Origin of the sequence: Amycolatopsis sp. 3B14, from assembly GCF_050958625.1 — a bacterium.
Classification (GTDB): domain Bacteria; phylum Actinomycetota; class Actinomycetes; order Mycobacteriales; family Pseudonocardiaceae; genus Amycolatopsis_E; species Amycolatopsis_E thermoflava.
Map to the genome: position 1 here is coordinate 32,060 of NZ_JBHZEN010000030.1, position 18,287 is coordinate 50,346.

The 18,287-nt window shown below is 72.6% G+C and carries 21 protein-coding genes; 12 read left to right on the forward strand and 9 right to left on the reverse strand.

Annotation, left to right across the window (positions count from 1 at the left end):
* Position 1: 1 nt before the first annotated feature.
* The 5 genes from ACCP09_RS18690 to ACCP09_RS18710 form a co-directional block, all read right to left on the reverse strand.
* The gene (locus ACCP09_RS18690; protein ID WP_433748313.1) at positions 2-2,170 is read right to left on the reverse strand and encodes a xanthine dehydrogenase family protein molybdopterin-binding subunit; all 2,169 of its coding nucleotides are present in this window, start codon (positions 2,168-2,170) and stop codon (positions 2-4) included.
* Positions 2,167-3,165 (reverse strand): FAD binding domain-containing protein, encoded by a 999-nt coding sequence (locus ACCP09_RS18695; RefSeq protein WP_433748316.1) that lies wholly within the window; start codon positions 3,163-3,165, stop codon positions 2,167-2,169. The genes ACCP09_RS18690 and ACCP09_RS18695 overlap by 4 nt, the downstream gene beginning before the upstream one ends.
* 4 nt (positions 3,166-3,169) lie before the next feature.
* The gene (locus tag ACCP09_RS18700) at positions 3,170-3,658 is read right to left on the reverse strand and encodes a (2Fe-2S)-binding protein (RefSeq protein WP_433748319.1); all 489 of its coding nucleotides are present in this window, start codon (positions 3,656-3,658) and stop codon (positions 3,170-3,172) included.
* Positions 3,659-3,721: 63 nt separating this feature from the next.
* On the reverse strand, positions 3,722-4,594 hold the full coding sequence (locus ACCP09_RS18705) for a helix-turn-helix domain-containing protein (protein ID WP_433748322.1): 873 nt from the start codon (positions 4,592-4,594) through the stop codon (positions 3,722-3,724).
* Position 4,595: 1 nt separating this feature from the next.
* Complete coding sequence (locus ACCP09_RS18710; RefSeq protein WP_123682970.1) at positions 4,596-5,195, reverse strand: DUF1345 domain-containing protein; 600 nt, start codon at positions 5,193-5,195, stop codon at positions 4,596-4,598.
* 80 nt (positions 5,196-5,275) lie between these two features.
* Between ACCP09_RS18710 and ACCP09_RS18715 the strand changes: the two genes are divergently transcribed.
* The 4 genes from ACCP09_RS18715 to ACCP09_RS18730 all read left to right on the forward strand — a co-directional run bounded on the left by ACCP09_RS18715 (position 5,276) and on the right by ACCP09_RS18730 (position 8,317).
* A complete protein-coding gene (locus ACCP09_RS18715) occupies positions 5,276-6,130 on the forward strand; it encodes a helix-turn-helix domain-containing protein (protein WP_123687052.1) in 855 nt (284 codons plus the stop codon).
* The gene (locus ACCP09_RS18720) at positions 6,117-7,166 is read left to right on the forward strand and encodes a PAS domain-containing sensor histidine kinase (RefSeq protein WP_433748327.1); all 1,050 of its coding nucleotides are present in this window, start codon (positions 6,117-6,119) and stop codon (positions 7,164-7,166) included. The genes ACCP09_RS18715 and ACCP09_RS18720 overlap by 14 nt, the downstream gene beginning before the upstream one ends.
* A gap of 130 nt (positions 7,167-7,296) precedes the next feature.
* Positions 7,297-7,899: a sensor histidine kinase gene (locus tag ACCP09_RS18725; RefSeq protein ID WP_433748330.1), complete on the forward strand. Its 603-nt coding sequence runs from the start codon at positions 7,297-7,299 to the stop codon at positions 7,897-7,899.
* Positions 7,900-7,951: 52 nt separating this feature from the next.
* Complete coding sequence (locus tag ACCP09_RS18730) at positions 7,952-8,317, forward strand: response regulator (RefSeq protein WP_378363652.1); 366 nt, start codon at positions 7,952-7,954, stop codon at positions 8,315-8,317.
* Here ACCP09_RS18730 and ACCP09_RS18735 read toward each other — a convergent pair.
* Together ACCP09_RS18735 and ACCP09_RS18740 are read right to left on the reverse strand one after the other, a co-directional pair.
* The gene (locus tag ACCP09_RS18735) at positions 8,298-8,954 is read right to left on the reverse strand and encodes a response regulator transcription factor (protein WP_123682974.1); all 657 of its coding nucleotides are present in this window, start codon (positions 8,952-8,954) and stop codon (positions 8,298-8,300) included. The two genes, ACCP09_RS18730 and ACCP09_RS18735, sit on opposite strands and share 20 nt — an antisense overlap.
* 25 nt (positions 8,955-8,979) lie before the next feature.
* On the reverse strand, positions 8,980-9,489 hold the full coding sequence (locus ACCP09_RS18740; protein WP_433748335.1) for a Dps family protein: 510 nt from the start codon (positions 9,487-9,489) through the stop codon (positions 8,980-8,982).
* Between the two features lie 224 nt (positions 9,490-9,713).
* Here ACCP09_RS18740 and ACCP09_RS18745 point away from each other — a divergent pair, with 224 nt between their 5' ends.
* The 7 genes from ACCP09_RS18745 to ACCP09_RS18775 all read left to right on the forward strand — a co-directional run bounded on the left by ACCP09_RS18745 (position 9,714) and on the right by ACCP09_RS18775 (position 14,719).
* Complete coding sequence (locus tag ACCP09_RS18745) at positions 9,714-10,790, forward strand: HoxN/HupN/NixA family nickel/cobalt transporter (RefSeq protein WP_433748338.1); 1,077 nt, start codon at positions 9,714-9,716, stop codon at positions 10,788-10,790.
* Between the two features lie 36 nt (positions 10,791-10,826).
* On the forward strand, positions 10,827-11,846 hold the full coding sequence (locus ACCP09_RS18750; protein ID WP_433748341.1) for a DUF4331 family protein: 1,020 nt from the start codon (positions 10,827-10,829) through the stop codon (positions 11,844-11,846).
* Between the two features lie 28 nt (positions 11,847-11,874).
* Positions 11,875-12,708: an alpha/beta fold hydrolase gene (locus ACCP09_RS18755; RefSeq protein ID WP_433748344.1), complete on the forward strand. Its 834-nt coding sequence runs from the start codon at positions 11,875-11,877 to the stop codon at positions 12,706-12,708.
* Between the two features lie 60 nt (positions 12,709-12,768).
* Positions 12,769-13,257, forward strand: coding sequence for a flavin reductase family protein (locus ACCP09_RS18760; RefSeq protein ID WP_433748347.1), 489 nt, complete (start codon positions 12,769-12,771; stop codon positions 13,255-13,257).
* A 67-nt stretch (positions 13,258-13,324) separates the two neighbouring features.
* Entirely contained in the window at positions 13,325-13,876 is a 552-nt protein-coding gene (locus ACCP09_RS18765; RefSeq protein WP_431906536.1) for a dihydrofolate reductase family protein, read from the forward strand.
* 271 nt (positions 13,877-14,147) lie between these two features.
* Positions 14,148-14,426: a hypothetical protein gene (locus ACCP09_RS18770; protein WP_027931135.1), complete on the forward strand. Its 279-nt coding sequence runs from the start codon at positions 14,148-14,150 to the stop codon at positions 14,424-14,426.
* A 95-nt stretch (positions 14,427-14,521) separates the two neighbouring features.
* On the forward strand, positions 14,522-14,719 hold the full coding sequence (locus ACCP09_RS18775; RefSeq protein ID WP_433748351.1) for a hypothetical protein: 198 nt from the start codon (positions 14,522-14,524) through the stop codon (positions 14,717-14,719).
* Here ACCP09_RS18775 and ACCP09_RS18780 read toward each other — a convergent pair.
* On the reverse strand, positions 14,716-15,195 hold the full coding sequence (locus tag ACCP09_RS18780) for an Lrp/AsnC family transcriptional regulator (RefSeq protein ID WP_027931136.1): 480 nt from the start codon (positions 15,193-15,195) through the stop codon (positions 14,716-14,718). The genes ACCP09_RS18775 and ACCP09_RS18780 overlap by 4 nt on opposite strands.
* A gap of 132 nt (positions 15,196-15,327) precedes the next feature.
* Between ACCP09_RS18780 and ACCP09_RS18785 the strand changes: the two genes are divergently transcribed.
* Positions 15,328-17,631, forward strand: coding sequence for a transketolase-like TK C-terminal-containing protein (locus ACCP09_RS18785; protein ID WP_433748355.1), 2,304 nt, complete (start codon positions 15,328-15,330; stop codon positions 17,629-17,631).
* Here the strand turns inward: ACCP09_RS18785 and ACCP09_RS18790 are convergent, their stop codons facing one another.
* Positions 17,632-18,234: a maleylpyruvate isomerase family mycothiol-dependent enzyme gene (locus tag ACCP09_RS18790; protein WP_433748358.1), complete on the reverse strand. Its 603-nt coding sequence runs from the start codon at positions 18,232-18,234 to the stop codon at positions 17,632-17,634. It abuts the gene before it with no gap.
* Between the last annotated feature and the right edge of the window lie 53 nt (positions 18,235-18,287).

An 18,287-nucleotide genomic window follows, 5' to 3' on the forward strand; every position in this document is an offset into this window, starting at 1 on the left:
GTCAGAGGACGTGCTCGAGCCGGATGGGCAGCCGCCGGGGACGACGGCCCGTCGCGTGGTGCACCGCGTTCGCGATGGCCGCGGCCACCCCGACCATCGCGACCTCGCCCAGCCCCTTCACCCCGGCCGAGTTGAACAGCGGGTCCGGCTCGTCGATGAAGGACACGTCGATGTCGTGCACGTCGGCGTTCACCGGCACCGGGTACTCCTCCAGCGTGGTGTTGAGGAAGCCGCCGAAGCGGTCGTCCACCTCGCTCTCCTCCCGCAGCGCCGCGCCGATACCCCACACCACGGCGCCGCGCACCTGGCTGGCCGCCGTGACCGGGCTCGCCACCCGGCCGCAGTCCGCGACGCTGACCACCCGCGGCACGCGGATCCGCCGCGTCCCCGCCTCGACCCGCACCTCGACGAAGTGCGCGATCCAGCTGAACGAGCTGAACTCGCCGAACTCCGGCCCGGCGATCGCGACCAGTCCGGCCCGGGACCGCTCCAGCATCTCCGGCGCCTGCGAGGTCACCTCGACCTCCACCGCGTCCCGCCCGGTCGCCGCGACCGCCGCCGCGACGTCCACGTCCCCGGACGCCGGGACGTCCAGGTGCTTGCGCAGCTCCGCCAGTCCACTCTGGACGGCGGGCAGCGCCGTCGCGGTGCCCCACGAACCAGCCGTCAGGTGCTGCGGCGCCACCCGGGTGTCCCCGACCAGCACCACCACGTCCGCGGCCGCCATCCCGAGGTCGCGGGCCACGGTCAACGCGATCGCCGACCGGATGCCCTGCCCCATCTCGTGCCCGTCGACGCTCACCGTCACCTGCCCGTCCGCGCTCGCCGACAGGTGCGCGACCGCGGGCGCGACGTTGCACGGGTAGGCCCCCGCCGCCACGCCCCAGCCGATCGACGCCCCGTCCGCGGCGACCATCGACCCGGGCTCCGGGTTCCGGTCCGCCCAGCCGAACCGCTGCGCGCCCCGCCGCAGGCATTCGGCCAGGTAGCGGCTGGAGAACGGGTGCCCGCTCACCGGGTCGACCGCGGTGTCGTTGGCCAGCCGCAGCGCCACCGGGTCCTGCCCGGTGGCGTAGGCGAGCTCGTCCACGGCGGACTCGAACGCGAACGTCGCGGGGCTCTCGAACGGCGCGCGCATGTACCCCGGGGTCTGCACGTCGGTCCGCACCAGCCGCTGCCTGCCGCGGAAGGCCGGCACGCCGTACAGCCTCGAGGTGACCTCCGTGGCCGTGCACGGGAACAGGTCGTGCCGGGAGGTCTGCTGGTCGACCTCGTGCACCGCCGCCAGCAGCTTGCCGGAGGTGTCGGCGCCCAGCCGCACGGTGTGCCGGGACGCGGGCCGGAAGCTGGCCGCGTGGAACGTCTGCGGCCGCGGCAGCACCAGCTTGACCGGACGGCCGAGGCGGCGCGCGACGACGGCCAGCGGCCCCAGGTGCGGCTGCAGCGAGTTCTTCTGCCCGAACCCGCCGCCGACGTAGGGCGAGCGGATCTCGACGTTCGCCGCGTCGATGCCCAGCTGCCGGGCCAGGCCGTGGCGCAGCGCGCCCGCGTTCTGGGTGCCCTCGTGCACGATCACGCGGTCGCCGTGCCATTCCACGACACTGCTGATCAGCTCCATCGGCACCTGGTGCTGCGGGGCGTGCTCGTAGGTGCCCTCCACGCGCACCGGGCTGGCGGCGAAGGCGGCGTCCGCGTCGCCCACCTTGACGTCGGCCAGGAACGGCAGCGGGATGGCCTCCTCCTGGACGACGGTGGTCGCGCCGTCGGCGTCGAGCCCGACCGCGAACGGCTCCACCTCGTACTCGGCGGTCACCAGATCGGCGGCCTCGGTCGCCGCGACGAGCGTGTCCGCGACCACCAGCGCGATCGGCTGCCCGCGGTAGGCCACCCGGTCGCCCAGCAGCGGCTGGAAGCTCTGGAACCCGTGCCCGCCGCCCATGACGAAGCTGCCTTCGCCCAGCTCACCGGGTTCGAACCGGGTCACCACCATGCGCACGCCGGGCACCGCCTCGGCGGCGGTGGTGCCGACCGAGACGATCCGGCCCTTGCCGATCCGGGCGGTCGCGAACATCGCGTACGCCAGGCCCTCCGGCACCCGGTCGGCGCCGTAGGCGGTGCGGCCGGTCACCTTGTCGCGGGCGTCGACCCGGCGGTTGTCGATGGCGGTCATCTGCTGGCTCGCTCTCCGGCAATGCGCACCGCGTCAGCGACCGTGCGGATGCCCAGTTCGACTCGGAACCCGTTGTAGGTGCCGGGGCGGGCGCCGTCGAAGGCGATTTCCCCGGCCCGCCGGGCGTTCTCGGGTGTCAGCGCCCGGCCCGACAGGAAGGCTTCGGCCTCGGCCGCCCGCCACGGTCGCGTGGCGACGCCACCCAGGGCGATGCGGCACTCCCCCATCACGCCACCGTCTAGCGTCACCGCGACGGCGGCCGAGGCGAGCGCGAACGCGTAGGACTCCCGGTCCCGGATCTTGTGGTAGGTCGAGCCGCGGCCGGCCGCGCTCGCCGGCACGCGGATGCGCACGATCAGCTCGTCCGCGGCGAGCGTGTGCTCGCGGGTGGGGTCGTCGCCGGGTTCGACGTGCAGGTCGGCGAGCGGCACCTGGCGCTCGCCACCCGGGCCGGCCACGTCCACGACGGCGTCGAACGCGAGCAGCGCGATCGCCCAGTCGCCGGGGTAGGTCGCGATGCACGACTCCGAACCGCCGAGCAGCGCGTGCGCGCGGTCGTGGCCGCCGATGGCGGCGCAGCCGCTGCCCGGGTTGCGCTTGTTGCACGGGAACTCCGGGCCGCCGCGGAAGTAGGCGCAGCGGGTGCGCTGCAACAGGTTGCCGCCCACCGTGGCCATGTTGCGCAGCTGCTGCGACGCCGCGCGCCACAGCGACTCCGACAGCGCCGGGTAGTCCGCGCGGATCACGGGGTGGTCGGCGACGTCGGCCATCCGCGCGCCCGCGCCGAAGGACAGCTCGTCCGGTCCGGTCCCGACGGCGTCGAAACCGGGCAGTCGGTGCACGTCGACGACCGCGGGCGGGGCTTCGATGCCCAGCTTCATCAGGTCGTAGAGGGTGGTGCCGCCGGCGAGGATCTTCGTGCCCGGCCGCGCCGACCGCAGCGCGTCGACGGCGGCGTCCACGCTGTCCGGCACGAGGTAGCGGAAAGCTCGCACGACCTCACGCCCCGTTCCGCGCGGCGGCCTCGCGGACCGCGGCGACGATGCCGGTGTAGGCGCCGCAGCGGCAGATGTTGCCGCTGAGGTACTCGCGGATCTGGTCGTCGTCGCCGGCGTGGCCCTCGGCGATGCAGGCCAGGCCGGACATGATCTGGCCGGGCGTGCAGTAGCCGCACTGCAGGGCGTCGTGGTCGATGAAGGCCTGCTGCAGCGGGTGCAGCCCGCCGTCGGGCCCGGCGACGCCCTCGATGGTCGTCACCTCCTGCCCCGCGACCTGGACGGCCGGGGTCAGGCAGGACACCACCCGGCGGCCGTCGACGTGCACCGTGCACGCGCCGCAGTGGCCCTGGTCGCAGCCCTTCTTCGTGCCGGTGCGGACGAGCCGCTCGCGCAGCACGTCGAGGAGCGATTCACGGGGATCCACCTGGAGGCGGACGGACTGTCCGTTGAGGACGCAGGACAGCTCCACCGTCGGGTCGTTAGTGGCCATGCCGGCCACGCTAGGTTCCGCGGCGGGCGCGCGCCTTCCCCTGCTTGCTGCGTGGCAGGCCGTTTATTGCTGCTGCTCCCGGAACGTGGTGGGCGACACCCCGGTCTCCCGGCGGAACGCGGTCGCCAGCCGGGACGGCGAGGTGAACCCGCACAGGTGCGCGATGTCGCTGACGGGCAGGTCGGTCCGCCCGAGGTACCGCCGCGCGCGGTCGATCCGCACGGTGTTCAGGAACCGGTACGGGGTCGTCCCGGTCGCGGCCTTGAAGACCCGCAGGAAGTGGAACGGGCTCAACTCCACCGCGGCCGCCATTTCGGCGAGCGTCAGCGGCAGGTGGTGGTTGTCGTGGATGAACGAGACGGCCTGCCGCACCCGGATGTCCTCGGCGCGCACCGGAGCCGGTTCGGGCGCCGAGGCGTGCCGGGTGAGCAGGTGCGCGGCGATGAACGCGGCCGCAGTCTCCGCGTACAGCTCGTCCGCCCCGGTCAGCGCGGCGTCGCCGAGCCCGGTGAGCACGGCCGCGAGCACCGGATCGTCGGCGGCGAGCGCGTCCGGGCGGCTCACCCGCGACGCGCCGCGCCCGAACAGTTCGGCGGCGGTCCGTTCGAGCAGCCCGGCGGGCAGGTACACGTTGGTGCTCGTCGTGGCCGCGCCGCGCCAGCGCAGGTGCGCCTCCTGGTGCGGTGCGGTCATCCCGATCCGGCCCGGCCCGTATTCGGCGCTGTGCCAGCGCGCGCCTGCCCGTGACTCGATGGTCTTGGTGCCCGAGATGATCAGCACGAGGGTCTGCTCGGCGGTGGCAGGCAGCAGGACCTCCTCGGCGACCGGGTCGTTGGCGTAGGACCGGATCAGCAGGGAGCGCCAGCCGTTGTCCCGCCAGCTGCACAACCGCAGGGTGGCGACCGAATCCAGGTCGAAGGCCAGTGCGCCGAACACGTCAACTCCCGGTGATCACGCCGATCGCGACTCCGAGCGTCGCGGTGTTGTAGAGGAAACTCAGCACCCCGTGCGAGAGTACCCGCGACCGCGCCGCCGTCGTGCGGGTTTCGACGTCGGACACCGCGAACGTGGTGCCCACGGTGAACGCGAAGTACGCGAAGTCGGCGAAAACGGGTGTCTCGGTGTCCGGGAAGGCGAACTGCCGTTCCGGCAGCGCCCGGTAGTAGGCGTGCGCGTACCGCTCGGCGTATCCGAAGTGGAGGATCGCCCAGGCGAGCAGCACGGCGGGCACGCCGAACACCCTGGCGACCAGGTCGTCGCCGGTGCCGAGCACGATGGTCAGGCCGCAGGTGATGCCGACCACGCTGGTGAACACCGTGAAGAACAGCCCGCCGCGCCCGCCGAGCAGGCTGCGCCGCCAGTCCGTGCCCGCCGTTTTCCGCGCCACGCGCCTGATCCGGACGCCCAGGTACACGGCCGCCAGGAGGTCCCACCACATCACGAACACCGGGTCGTCGAACACGAACACGAGCACGCCGAGGGCGAGCAACGCGAATTCGATCAGGCGCGACACCGCGAACGAGGCCTTCTTGAGCACGAGAGCGGGAGGGTAATCGACGCGCTGGGTAGGAGTGGCACTCCTACCGTTCGCGGCCCCGGTGCGCTTACCCTCGATCCGTGGAGGACGACAACCGGCTCGGCCAGTTCATCAGGGCTCGCCGCAACGTGGTCACCCCGGCCGATCTCGGTCTCGCCGACTCGGGTCGCCGCCGCGGTGGCCTGCGCCGCGAGGAGGTGGCGACGCTGGCCGGGATCAGCACGGACTACCTGGCCCGGCTCGAACAAGGCCGGGAGCGCAACCCGTCCGACCACGTCCTGCAATCGCTGGCCGCGGTGCTCGGGCTGGACCAGGAGGCGGTGGAGCACCTGTACCGGCTCGCGCGGCCCCGGCCGCGGCGTCGCCGCTTCCGCCAGGTGGACCCGGATCTGCGGCGGCTGATGGACACCTGGACGCACACCCCGGCAATGGTCGTGGGCCCGTTGCTGGACGTGCTCGCCGCGAACCCGCTCGGCCAGGCCCTGTACGCGCCGGCCGGGCCGGAGCCGAACCTCGGCCGCTTCTGCTTCCTCGACCCGGCGGCGCGGGAGTTCTACCGCGACTGGGACTCGGTGGCGGCCAAGGGTGTCGCGGCGCTGCGGGTGGCCGCCGGTGCGGACCCGGACGACCAGCGGCTGACCGACCTGGTCGGCGAGCTGACCGTGAAGAGCCCGGAGTTCGTGCGGCTGTGGTCCCGGCACGACGTGCGCGAGAAGAAGCACGAGCCGATGCGGATCCGGCACCCGCAGGTGGGCGAGCTGGACCTGAGCTACCACTCGTTCACCGTGAACAGCGCGCCCGGCCAGCAGCTCAAGGTCTTCCAGGCTCAGCCGGGCAGCGCGACCGAGGAGCGGCTCGCGTTGCTGGGCTCGCTGCGGACCACCGAGAGCGCCGACGGCGACCGGGCGCGCGGGCGTGGCCATGAGGTCGGTTGACGCGCTGCTGCCGCTGGTCCTCGACAGCGTGCCGCAACCGGTGTGGGTGGTGGACGCCGAGGGCCTGATCATGTTCGCCAACCAGGCCGCGCTGGACGCGCTCGGCTACGACGACGTGTCGGAGCTGCGCGGCCGGCCGAGCCACGAAACCGTGCACTACAAGCGCGTGACGGGCGAGCCGTACCCGGCGGCGGAGTGCCCGATGCTCCGGCCCCGGCTGACCGGCGAGACCGCGCACGGCGACAACGACTGGTTCGTGCGGCGGGACGGGACGATGTTCCCGATCGCGTGGTGGTCCGCGCCGCTCCAGCTCGACGACGGGCCCGGCCTGGTCTACGCCTTCACCGACCTCACCGAGCGGCACGCGACCGAGCGGATGGTCCGGGAACGCGACGCGGCGCAGGTGCGCGCGGTGGAGTCCAGGGCGGCGCAGCGGCGGATCGTGGAGACCACGACCGAGGTGCGCCGCCAGATGGCGCGCGACCTGCACGACGGTGTGCAGCAACGGCTCGTGGCCCTCCTCATCGGACTCCAGCTGGCGCGGGAGGAGCTGCCGCCCGGCGTCGGTGACCTGGTCGACGACGCGGTCGGGCAGGCGCAGGCCGCCATCGACGACCTGCGGGACCTCGTCGCCGGCATCCACCCCGCGATCCTGACCTCGCGCGGGCTGCTGCCCGCGGTCGAGGCGCTGGCGGCGCGCACCCCGCTGCCGGTGGTGATCACCGGTAACCTCCCCCGGCGGCTGCCGCCGACGATCGAGGTCAACGCCTACTTCGTGGTGTCCGAGGCGATCACCAACGCGGTGAAACACGCCGGCGCCACCGGGATCACGGTCGACCTGCGCTGCGACGGCGCGACGCTGACCCTCGACGTCAGCGACGACGGCGCGGGCGGCGCGAACCTCGACGGCACGGGCAGCGGCCTGATCGGCCTCGCCGACCGCGTCACGGCGCTCGACGGCGACTTCGCCCTGTCCTCGCCGCCGGGAAGCGGCACCTCGCTGCGGGCCACCATCCCGCTCACCGGCGGGACATAGGCAGCGGTTATGAGCTGATAGGACTCGCCCGCTACCCGGCCGCCCCGCCACGGTGGAGGCTTGGAGCATGCAGCTGACGGAGACGAGCGCGGTCCACAGTGGAGCAACACGACCTCGGGTGCCGGATTGTGTGGCACAGCACCGGATCGCCGAGTCCACGGCCGCGTTCCGCCTGCGACTGGCCGGTGAGCTGCGCGAGCGCGTGCAGGCCCGGCTGGTCAACGTCCTCATCGCACTGCAGCTGACGCGCGAGCGCGTGCCGCCGCGTCAAGCGGAACTCATCGACGAGGCCGTGGAACAGGCGCGGACGGCGATCGCCGAACTGCGCGATCTGGTCGCCGGTCTCCGCCCCGCCGTCCTGGCCGAATGCGGTCTGCCCGCGGCGGCCGAGGCGCTGGGCCGCCGCCTGCCGCTGCCCGTGGACGTCGTGAGCACGCTGCCCGGCCGGTTGCCGCCCGCGGTCGAGGCCCACGCCTACTTCTTCGTCTCCGAGGCGCTCACCAACGTGGTCAAGCACGCCTGCGCCACCCGGGCCACCGTCGCCCTGACTGCGGACGGGAACGTGCTGGAGATCGGCGTCAGCGACGACGGGATCGGCGGCGCGGGCACGACCGGGACCGGCAGCGGCCTGCCCGGGCTCGCGGACCGGATCGCCGCGCTCGGCGGCGAGTTCGCGGTGTCCTCACCGGCCGGCCGGGGCACCCGGCTGCGCGCCCGGATCCCGGTTCCATGATCGTGGGGTTTTCCCCATTGCGGGTTGGGCGGTGGCGGGCGAGGCTTGCGGTATGGGATTCACGGTGCTGGTGGTCGACGACGACGCGGCCTTCCGCCGCGTCGCCGGCCGTCTGCTGGCCGTGCGCGGGTTCGAGGTGGTCGACGCCGCCGCCGACGGCAGCGAGGCCATGGCCGCGATCCGCGCGCACCGTCCGGGCGGGGTGCTGCTGGACGTGAACCTGCCCGACACCGACGGCCTCACCCTCGCGCGGGAGATCCACCGGGAACCCGCGCCGCCCGCGGTGGTCCTGACCTCCACCGACCACCACGGCTATCCGGAACAGACCCTCACCGGCGCCGGGGTGCGCGCGTTCGTGCCCAAGGACCAGCTGGTCGGAACCGATCTGGCCGCGCTGTTCACTGCCCCAGGTACCTGAGCACCGCGAGCACGCGGCGGTGCCCGGAGGCGGCGTCGGTCAGGCCGAGTTTGCTGAAGATCCCGGTGACGTGCCGTTCGACCGCGGGCACGGTGACGACGAGCCGGGCGGCGATCCCGGAGTTCGAGTGGCCTTCGGCCATCAGTGCGAGCACCTCGCGCTCGCGCTGGGTGAGGCCGTCCAGCGGGCTGTCGACCCGTTTGCGGCCCACCAGACGGGCAATCACGTCCGGGTCGAGGGCCGAACCGCCGTCGGCCACCCGGCGGACCGCGTCGACGAGCAGCTCGGGGCTCGCCACCTTCTCCTTGAGCAGGTAGCCGACACCCTCGGCGCGATCGCCGACCAGGTCGATGGCGTAGGTGTCGTCGAGGAACTGCGACAACACGATCACGCCGATGCCCGGTTCGCTCGCGCGGATCTCGATCGCGGCGCGCAGGCCTGCCTCGTCGAACTGCGGCGGCATGCGGATGTCGGTGATCACCACGTCCGGCTTGTGCCGCCGGGCTTCGTGCACGAGCTCGGTGGCCGTGCCGACCGCGGCGAGGACCGTGCAGCCCGCGCGTTCGAGCATCCGCACGATGCCTTCGCGCACCAGCGCCTGGTCCTCGCCGACGACGACCGTGATGTCCGTCCTCATTTGCCGAGCATATAACGGATTCCGGTCAGCGCCGCGGTTCCCGCCCCGCCGCGCCGAGCATCCACGCGTGCTTCTCCAGCGTTTCCACGACCGTGTGCAGCAGATCGGTGGTGACCGGGTCCTCGGCGTCGACCGAACCCCGCAGCACGCGGATCGTCGACGCGACACCGTGCAGCCGGTTCGTGATCGCCTCGATCACCTCCCCGGTGGACCGCTCGCCGCCTGGGAAGGCGGCCAGCGTCGTGGTGGCGGCCACCGTGCCGGACCGGCCGTCCGGCACACCGTGCAGCGCGCGCAGCCGCTCGGCCACCAGATCGCTCGCTTCCCGTGCCGCGGCGGTGATGTCGTCCAGCTCCAGGTGCAGGCTCCGGAAGCCGGGGCCGACCACGTTCCAGTGCGCCTGCTTGGCCTGCAGGTGCAGTTCGACGAGGTCGGCCAGCACCAGCTGGAGGTCGCGGGCCAGCGCCGGCGAGGCGGTGAAGCCCACGGCTCCCGCGGCGGGGATCCGCCGGGTCTTCTCGGTTGTTCGGGTCATGACTACCTCCGGTTCGCGCGGGCGTCTGCCCGTCTCCTCCTCAGCGTCACCGCGGCGGCCGGGGCGCGCCATGAGGTGCTCCCGAGAGCCCGGTCGGGCGGGCTCCGCTGCGGTGTGGGGAAAACCCCACACCGCGTTGTGGAGGCGGCGTCATGGCTCCGGCGGCCGCCGGCGAGCAGGCTCGGAGTCATCGAGTCCGAAGTGGATCGGCCGGAGGGAAGAGCATGACGACCACGCTGACCCGGGTGTCCCGGCGACCGTTGTCGCGGCGGGAGTGGAGCCGCGCCGGCGGGATGGCCGCCGTGATCGCCGCGCTGCACGTGCTGGGCTGGGGCGCCCTGCTCCTGGTCGCGCACGGTCACGCCGGTGCGCCCGCACTCGGGCTCGGGGTCGGCGTCACCGCCTACACGCTGGGCATGCGGCACGCCTTCGACGCCGACCACATCTCGGCGATCGACAACACGACCCGCAAGCTGATGCAGGAGGGCCACCGTCCGCTGTCGGTCGGGTTCTTCTTCGCGCTGGGCCATTCCACGGTCGTGTTCGGGCTCGCGCTGCTGTTGTCGCTGGGCGTGCGGACGATCGCCGGACCGCTGCGGGACGACGGCTCGGCGCTGCACCGCTACACGTCGCTGATCGGCACGTCGGTGTCGGGCACGTTCCTGGTCCTGATCGCCGCGGTCAACGCGGTGATCCTGGCCGGCATCCTGAAGGTGCTGCGCGGGCTGCGGTCCGGCGAGTTCGACGAGGCTGCGCTGGAGCGCGAGCTGGCGCACCGCGGCCTGCTCAACCGGCTACTGGGCCGGTTCACCCGGGCCATCTCGAGGCCGTGGCACATGTACCCGCTGGGGGTGCTGTTCGGGCTCGGGTTCGACACCGCGACCGAGGTCGCCCTGCTCGTCCTCGCCGGCAGCGCCACCGTCGCCGGGCTGCCCTGGTACGCCATCCTGTGCCTGCCGGTCCTGTTCGCCGCCGGCATGACCCTGTTCGACACGATCGACGGGTCGTTCATGAACCTCGCCTACGGCTGGGCGTTCACCAGCCCGGTGCGCCGGATCTACTACAACCTCACGGTCACCGGGCTGTCCGTCGCGGTGGCCGTGCTGATCGGCGCCGCCGAACTGCTGTCCGTGCTGGCCGGGCAGTTCGGCTGGTCGGGCGGGTTCTGGTCGTGGAACGCCGGCCTCGACCTCAACACACTCGGGTTCGCCGTCGCGGGCCTGTTCGCCATCACCTGGCTGGTGGCGGCCCTGATCTGGCGGTACGGCCGCATCGAGCAGCGCTGGTCGCCGCGCGCCTGACCACCGTCACCCGAAAGTCCACAAAGGAGAAAACTCATGTCGCACCACCTCGATTCGCCGATCGCCCGTCAGGACGTCCGCCTCGACATCACCGACCTGTACGTGTTCCGGGGCGAAACCGGCACCGTGTTCGTCATCAACGTGTGCCACTCGATCGCCGGCGACATCCCGGAGCCGGGCTACCACCCGGAGGGGATGTACGAGTTCAAGGTCGACACGAACGGTGACGTCGTGGAGGACCTGACGTACCGGTTCGTGTTCGGCGAGCGGGACGAGCAGGGCAGCCAGACCTGGGTGCTACGGCGGATCACCGGCGCCGCGGCCGCCGACCCGTTCGCGCCGGGCGAGGTCGTGGCGGAAGGGGTGACCGGCGAGACGGTCACCGGCGCGGGCGGGCTGCGCGTGTGGACCGGCAAGGCGGGCGACCCGTTCTGGATCGAGCCGGACGTGCTGCACGCGGTGGGCCACGCGTTCCAGGACGGGACGACGGTCGACCTCGGCGACTGGACCGAGGCACGGGCGGCCAACCTGTTCGCCGGGCACACCGTGTACTCGATCGTGCTGGAGGTGCCGGACGCCGAGCTGGGCGCGGGCCGCGTCGGGGTGTGGGCGGTGTCCACTTTGGCCACCGACGCCGGGGGCTGGCGCTCGATCAACCGCGTCGGGCTGCCGATGATCCACCCGCTGTTCACGCAGTACAACGAGGACCTGGGCGACCGCCTCAACGCCGGTGTGCCCGCGGACGACTACACCACCTACGGCGACCTGGTCGGCAAGGAGATCGCCGGGGTCGTCGCGGCGTACGGCACGGCCGAGGACCCCCAGGCCTACGGGGAGAAGCTGGCACACCGGTTCTTCCCGAACGTCCTGCCCTACACCGTGGGGACGCCGGCGTCGTTCGGCTTCGCGGAGTGGAACGGCCGCGCGCTGACGGACAACGCGCCGGACGTCATGTTCTCCACCGCCGCGAACACCCCGATCCGCCTCGGCATCGGCCGCGAATCGGTCACCAGCAAGCCCACCGCCGGATTCCCGTACGTGCCCCCGGTGGCCTGAAAGTCCCGTCACAGGAAGGAAGAACACCATGTCGAAGATCACCGTCGGCCGTGAGAACTCCGAGGACATCGAGATCCACTACGAGGACCACGGCACCGGCACGCCCGTGGTGCTGATCCACGGCTACCCGCTCAACGGGCACTCGTGGGAGAAGCAGGAACGGGTGCTGCTGGCCGCCGGGTACCGGGTCATCACCTACGACCGGCGCGGGTTCGGCCAGTCCAGCCAGCCTACCGTCGGCTACGACTACGACACCTTCGCCGCGGACCTGAAGGCACTGCTGGACCACCTGGAGCTCGACGACGTGGTGCTGGTCGGCTTCTCGATGGGCACCGGCGAAGTCACCCGCTACCTCGGGACCTACGGCTCGGACCGGGTGCGCAAGGCCGTCCTGATGGGCGCGATCCCGCCGTACCTGCTCAAGACCGACGACAACCCCGAGGGTGTCGACAAGTCGGTGTTCGAGGACATCAAGGCGGCAGTAGTCAAGGACCGGCCCGCCTACTTCAAGGAGTTCCTCGACAACTTCTACAACGTCGACACCTACGCCGGCACCCGGATCAGCGAGCAGGCGTGGCAGAACAGCTTCAACGTGGCGGTCGCCGCCTCGGCGCACGCCGCGTACGCCTGCGTCGACACCTGGCTGACCGACTTCCGGGACGACCTGCCCAGGATCGACGTGCCGGTGCTGCTCATCCACGGCGACGCCGACCGGATCCTGCCGTACGAGGCCACCGCGGCGCGGTTGCCGGGGCTCGTCAAGGACCTCGAGTTCGTCACCGTGCCCGGCGGGCCGCACAACATCGCGTGGACCCACCCGGACGAGGTCAACACCGCGCTGCTGGATTTCCTCGGCCGCTGACGTGCCGGGTGGCGGGGTGCGCGGCGCCCCGCCACCTGTCCGGTCGGGTAGAACTGAGCCGTGGCAGCTGAGGGGTTCGAGACGGTCGTCGGCGCGCTGGACTACCCGATGTTCGTCGTGACGACGACCGACGGGCGGCGGCGCGCGGGGTGTCTCGTCGGGTTCGCCGCGCAGTGCAGCATCGATCCGCCGCGGTTCATGGTGTGGCTGTCGAAGAACAACCACACCTTCGAGGTCGCCGTCGGGGCGTCGACGGTCGTCGTGCACCGGCTCGACACCTCGGTCTCCGGGCTGGCCGAGCTGTTCGGCAGCCACACCGGCTTCGACACCGACAAGTTCACCCGCTGCGCCTGGCACCCCGGCCCGGGCGGCGTCCCCGTGCTCGACGACTGCGCCGGCTGGTTCGCGGGCGAGATCCTGTCCCGGCACGACACCGGCGACCACGTCGGCCTGCTGCTGCGCCCGGTCGAGGGCACCAGCGCGACCGGCCTCGGCCCGCAGCTCGGGTTCCAGTCGGTGCGCGACCTCTCCCCCGGCAACGAGGCGTAGCGGGCTGTCGAAAACCGGCGCCGCCGTCCGACGTGGTGGTGAGACACCCGAGCGGAAGGACGGTCCGATGGCACTGACCCGGCTGTACATGGCCATGTCGCTGGACGGCTACATCGCAGGCCCCGACGATCGCCCCGGCCAGGAGCTGGGGCGCGGCGGCGGGCGGTTGTTCAACTGGCTGGACCACCGGAACGAACCCGGCCCGGACGGCCAGGTGGTCGCCGAGGCGATGGCCACCAGGGCGGTGATCACCGGGCGGCGGACGTTCGAGCTGGCCGGCCGGTGGCAGGGCGACCACCACGACGGCGTGCCGATCCACGTCCTGACCCACCACCCCGACGACGAGCCCCCGGGAAGCGCCCGCTACTACACCGAGGTGGCCGCCTGCGTCGCCGACGCCCGTGCCGCGGCGGGCGATCACGCGATCCTGGTGCACGGCGCGGGCGCGGCGCAGGCGCTGCTGGCCGCCGGGCAGCTCGACGAACTGGAGATCCACCTGGTGCCGGTCCTGCTCGGCGAGGGCCGCCGCCTGTTCGACGGCCACGCCGCCGAACTACGGTTGGTCCGCCGGCTCGACGGCCATGACGCGACCCACCTGCGCTACCAGGTGGTGCGCTGACCAGGGCGGGCGCGTGGCTCGGCGCGTGGCCCGGTCCTGGGTGGTGGCCGAGGGCCGACCAGGACCTGCCCCACGCGGCGTTCACGATCAAGGGTCTCGTCGATCCGAGAGGTGTCGTGTTAGCCTGTCGCCGTGCAGCGCCTGACGTCCCAGCGACTCGTAGCCCGGCGCGCCGGCTGAACCCAGGTCGCCGGCGCGCAGTGTCGGCGGTCGCTCTTTTCGGGACCTGGCCCGGATCCGTCCGGTTTCTCGATCTTCCTGGAGATCCGCCATGTCCGTCAGCACGTTCCACACCCCGGCCCCGCGTTCGACGATGCTCGTCCGGCGCCGCATCGCCACCTACTTCACCGGCGGCGCCACGCAGGTTCCCGCCCTGATCAGCGCCCTGTCCCAGCAGGGCCGCCCGGTGCACGAACTGTCGGTCGACATCCGCGAGGGCGTCCGGGAGAGCAGCATGGTCTGCGCGGTCCTGCTGCCGGGCGAGGAGATCGACCAGCTGCTGGCCCGCCTGCGCGAGCTGCCCGCGGTCGTTTCCGCCGAGCTGGCGTGACACCACCCGGGCAGGTGGCTCGCCCTCGCGCACACCCGGCCGCCGCGCTGGTTTCCGCCGAGCCCGCGTGAGGTAGCCCAGGCGCGGGAGGGCACGTGGCTCGACGGCGCTCATTCACGGCCGCCGCGGTGGGCGCGGTGGGCGCGGTGGTGCTGGTCGTCTGCGTCATCCTCGGGTTCCGCATCTACCCGAGCGCCCCGTGGTTCCTGCCCGTCGCGAGCAGCGCGGTGTTCGGCTTCGTGCTCGGCGTACTCCTGCGCATCCGCCGCGAGCGCGGCCGCCCGGGGCGCTAGCCAGGCCCCGCCGCCTGGTGGAGCAGCGGCTTGATCCGGTAGTCGACCAGCTGGCGCATCACCAGGGCCGTGTTGGTGCGCTCGACGCCGGGGATGGCGAGGATCAGCCCGGCGATCCGGTAGAGGTCGTCGGCGTCCCGCGCCACCACGTGCACCATCAGGTCGACCGGCCCGGAGATCCCCTGCACCTCCAGCACTTCGGGCACCCCGGCGAGCGCGGCGGCCACCTCGTCCAGCAGCCGTTGCGTCACCTGGGCCGTGATGAACGCCGTCAGCGGGTACCCGAGCGCGGCCGGTGAGATCCGCCGTTCGAACGAGTCCAGCGAGCCGGCCTCCAGCCGCGCGATCCGGGTTTGCGCGGTGTTGCGGGAGATCCCGGCCCGGTCGGCGATCGCGAGCGTCGTCGCGCGCGGGTGCTCGGCCAGTTCCAGCAGGATCCGGGCGTCCACCGCGTCGACGAAGCCGTCCTGGGGCATTGTGCTCGCCTCTCCCTCGCACACCAGCTCCGGTGCTGGGCAGATTGCTCAATTTCCGGCCGGGGTGTTGAGCATCAGTTCAGCAGGTTGTTTCACTGTGAGCAACCTGCACCCCGGAGCAAGGACGAACCGATGACCGAGCCTGCCGTCTCCCCGCCCGCCATCGACGTGCTGCGCGCGGTCGAGGACCGGGTGCTGTGGCTGTCCAGCGCGATCATCCACCACGCCAACCGCGTGCGGCCGAACCCGTCCGGGCTGAAGGTCGGCGGCCACCAGGCGTCGTCGGCGTCAATGGTCTCGATCATGACCGCCCTGTGGTTCAACCACCTCCGCCCGGCGGACCGCGTCTCGGTCAAGCCGCACGCCTCGCCCGTGCTGCACGCGATCAACTACCTGCTCGGCGAGCTGGACGCGTCCTACCTGCCGCGGCTGCGCGAGTTCGGCGGGCTGCAGAGCTATCCCAGCCGCACCAAGGATCCCGACCCGGCCGACTACTCGACCGGCTCGGTCGGCATCGGCGCCACCGCCCCGATCTGGGGCGCGGTCTCCCGGCGCTATGTCGACACGAAGTTCGGCGGCGCGGGCACCGGCCGCCAGTATTCGCTGGTCGGCGACGCCGAACTGGACGAGGGCGCGGTGTGGGAGGCCGTCCTCGACCCCGGCGTGGCCGAGCTCGGCGAGATCGTCTGGATCGTCGACCTCAACCGCCAGTCCCTGGACCGCGTCGTGCCGAACATCGCCGCCGACAAGCTGCAGGGCATGTTCGCCGCCGCGGGCTGGCAGGTCATCGTCCTCAAGTACGGCCGCCTGCTGGAAGAACTGTTCACCCGCCCCGGCGGCGCGGAACTGCGGCAGCGCATCGACGCCATGACCAACCCGGAGTACCAGCGCCTGCTGCGCTGCGACGCCGCCGAACTGCGCCGCCGCCTCCCCGGCGACAGCCCCGCGATCACGGCCCTGCTCGACGAGCTCGACGACACCACCCTCACCGACGCGATCGCCAATCTCGGCGGCCACGACCTCACCGCGCTGGACCAGGCGTTCGCGGCGATCGACGACACCCGCCCGACCGTCGTCTTCGCCTACACGATCAAGGGCCACGGCCTGGCCACCAAGGGCCACCCGCAGAACCACTCCGCCCTGCTCACCGACGCCCAGATGCGGGAACTCGCCGACCGCCTGGGCACCGACCTCGACGACCCCTGGCGCGCCTTCGCCGACGGCAGCCCCGAACAACAGCTGTGCCGGGCCACAGCGAAACGCTTGCGCCGCCCGGAAATCCCGGCCGCGACGCCCCCGCCGGTGCCGTCGGACTTCGGCCGCACCCCCACCGGCACCGCGACCACCCAGGCCGCGCTGGGCCGCGCACTGCTCGACCTCACGCGCGAAGCGCCGGACACCGCCCGCCGCGTCGTCACGGTCAGCCCCGACGTCAGCTCCACCACCAACCTGGGCGGCTGGGTCAACAAGGTCGGCGTCTGGTCCGTGCAGGAACGGCCGGACTGGTTCGCCGACGACAGCGAAACCATCCTGCACTGGCGGGAACGGCCGACCGGTCAGCACATCGAACTGGGCATCGCCGAGACCAACCTCGTCGGCCTGCTCGGCGAGCTCGGCGCCACCTGGAGCCGCTGGGGCCAGCCGCTGCTGCCCATCGGGGTGCTCTACGACCCCTTCGTCGAGCGCGCGCTCGAACCGTGGTCCTACGGCATCTACGCCGGCGGCCAGTCCATCCTCATCGGCACCCCGTCCGGCGTGACCCTCGCCCCCGAGGGCGGCGCGCACCAGTCCATCAAGACCCCGTCGATCGGACTGGAACAGCCCGGCTGCCTCACCTACGAGCCCGCGTTCGCGATCGACGCCGAGTGGACGCTGCTCGCGGCCATGGCCCAGCTCGGCAAGCCCGGTGGCAGCTCGGCCTACCTGCGGCTGTCCACCCGCCCGGTCGACCAGACCCTCGCCGACGTGCCTGCGGACCCGGCCGCCCGCGAACGGCGCCGCCGCCAGGTCGTCGCCGGCGCGTATCCGCTGCGCCGCGCGGACGCCGCGGCCGTCACCATCGCCGTGATGGGCGCGCTCGTCCCCGAGGCCCTCGACGCCGCGGCCCGGCTGGACCAGATCGGCGTGCCCGCCGACGTCGTGTGCGTGACCAGCCCCGACCTGCTCCACCGCGCGGTCCGCGCCCGGCAGGGCCACGAGCGGGCCGACACCTGGATCCTGGACGCCGTCTTCCCCGCCGACCGCGCCGCTCCGCTGGTGACCGTCCTCGACGGGCACCCGCACACGCTGGCGTTCCTCGCCACGATCAACCGCGTCCGGACGACGGCGCTCGGCGTGACGGGCTTCGGCCAGTCCGGCTCGCTCGAAGACGTCTACCGGCACCACGGCCTGGACAGCGACAGCATCGTCCGCGCCGCGCTCGACGTCACCGGCTGACTACCGCAGGCCGGTGAGGTGCGCCCGCGCGGCCGGGCGCCCGGCGAACAGCAGCATGATCGCCCACGCCGGGCCGCTCACCTCGGGGCCGTCGCCCGCCGACCAGCCGGTGTCGGTGGCCCGGTAGTGGCGGCCGCCGAAGTGCCGGCGCGCGTGGAACATGCGCGGCTTGTCCCACAACCGCTGCGCGACGTGCGCGGCGGCGTCCGGCGGCACGGCGAGGGGACGGCCCAGCGGCAGTGCGATGTCCAGGCCGTGGACGAGGATGTCGATCAGCACCTCCTCCAGGCCGATGCCGGGCGGGATGCGGCGGAACCCGGCCAGGTCCCAGATCTCGGCCACCAGCTCGGGGGTGGGCTTGCGGTAGGCGCAGGCGGCGTCGTGGATCGCGCGGTCGATGTTGCCGCGCGCCCGGATCGCCCCGGCCAGCGCGTCCCGCAACCGGATCCGGTACTGGCTCGCCAGGTGCGCCGCGACGTCCCGCACCGTCCACCCCTCGCACAGCGACGGATGGGCCCATTCGTCGTCGGTCAGGTCGTCCAGCAGGTCCGCGATCGCCACGCGCTGGGTGTCGACGGCCCGCCACCGGTCGGCGTCGTCCATGCTCCTACGTCGCGGCGGGCGGGCCCGCCGTTAGAGCGGGACCTGCCGCCGTC

Bases quoted from the DNA above. Each gene is read 5' to 3' on its own strand.
- ACCP09_RS18690 (WP_433748313.1), bottom strand. From the start codon at position 2,170: ATGACCGCCATCGACAACCGCCGGGTCGACGCCCGCGACAAGGTGACC.
- ACCP09_RS18700 (WP_433748319.1), bottom strand. From the start codon at position 3,658: ATGGCCACTAACGACCCGACGGTGGAGCTGTCCTGCGTCCTCAACGGA.
- ACCP09_RS18720 (WP_433748327.1), top strand. From the start codon at position 6,117: ATGAGGTCGGTTGACGCGCTGCTGCCGCTGGTCCTCGACAGCGTGCCG.
- ACCP09_RS18730 (WP_378363652.1), top strand. From the start codon at position 7,952: ATGGGATTCACGGTGCTGGTGGTCGACGACGACGCGGCCTTCCGCCGC.
- ACCP09_RS18735 (WP_123682974.1), bottom strand. From the start codon at position 8,954: ATGAGGACGGACATCACGGTCGTCGTCGGCGAGGACCAGGCGCTGGTG.
- ACCP09_RS18740 (WP_433748335.1), bottom strand. From the start codon at position 9,489: ATGACCCGAACAACCGAGAAGACCCGGCGGATCCCCGCCGCGGGAGCC.
- ACCP09_RS18745 (WP_433748338.1), top strand. From the start codon at position 9,714: ATGACGACCACGCTGACCCGGGTGTCCCGGCGACCGTTGTCGCGGCGG.
- ACCP09_RS18750 (WP_433748341.1), top strand. From the start codon at position 10,827: ATGTCGCACCACCTCGATTCGCCGATCGCCCGTCAGGACGTCCGCCTC.
- ACCP09_RS18755 (WP_433748344.1), top strand. From the start codon at position 11,875: ATGTCGAAGATCACCGTCGGCCGTGAGAACTCCGAGGACATCGAGATC.
- ACCP09_RS18765 (WP_431906536.1), top strand. From the start codon at position 13,325: ATGGCACTGACCCGGCTGTACATGGCCATGTCGCTGGACGGCTACATC.
- ACCP09_RS18770 (WP_027931135.1), top strand. From the start codon at position 14,148: ATGTCCGTCAGCACGTTCCACACCCCGGCCCCGCGTTCGACGATGCTC.
- ACCP09_RS18780 (WP_027931136.1), bottom strand. From the start codon at position 15,195: ATGCCCCAGGACGGCTTCGTCGACGCGGTGGACGCCCGGATCCTGCTG.
- ACCP09_RS18785 (WP_433748355.1), top strand. From the start codon at position 15,328: ATGACCGAGCCTGCCGTCTCCCCGCCCGCCATCGACGTGCTGCGCGCG.
- ACCP09_RS18790 (WP_433748358.1), bottom strand. From the start codon at position 18,234: ATGGACGACGCCGACCGGTGGCGGGCCGTCGACACCCAGCGCGTGGCG.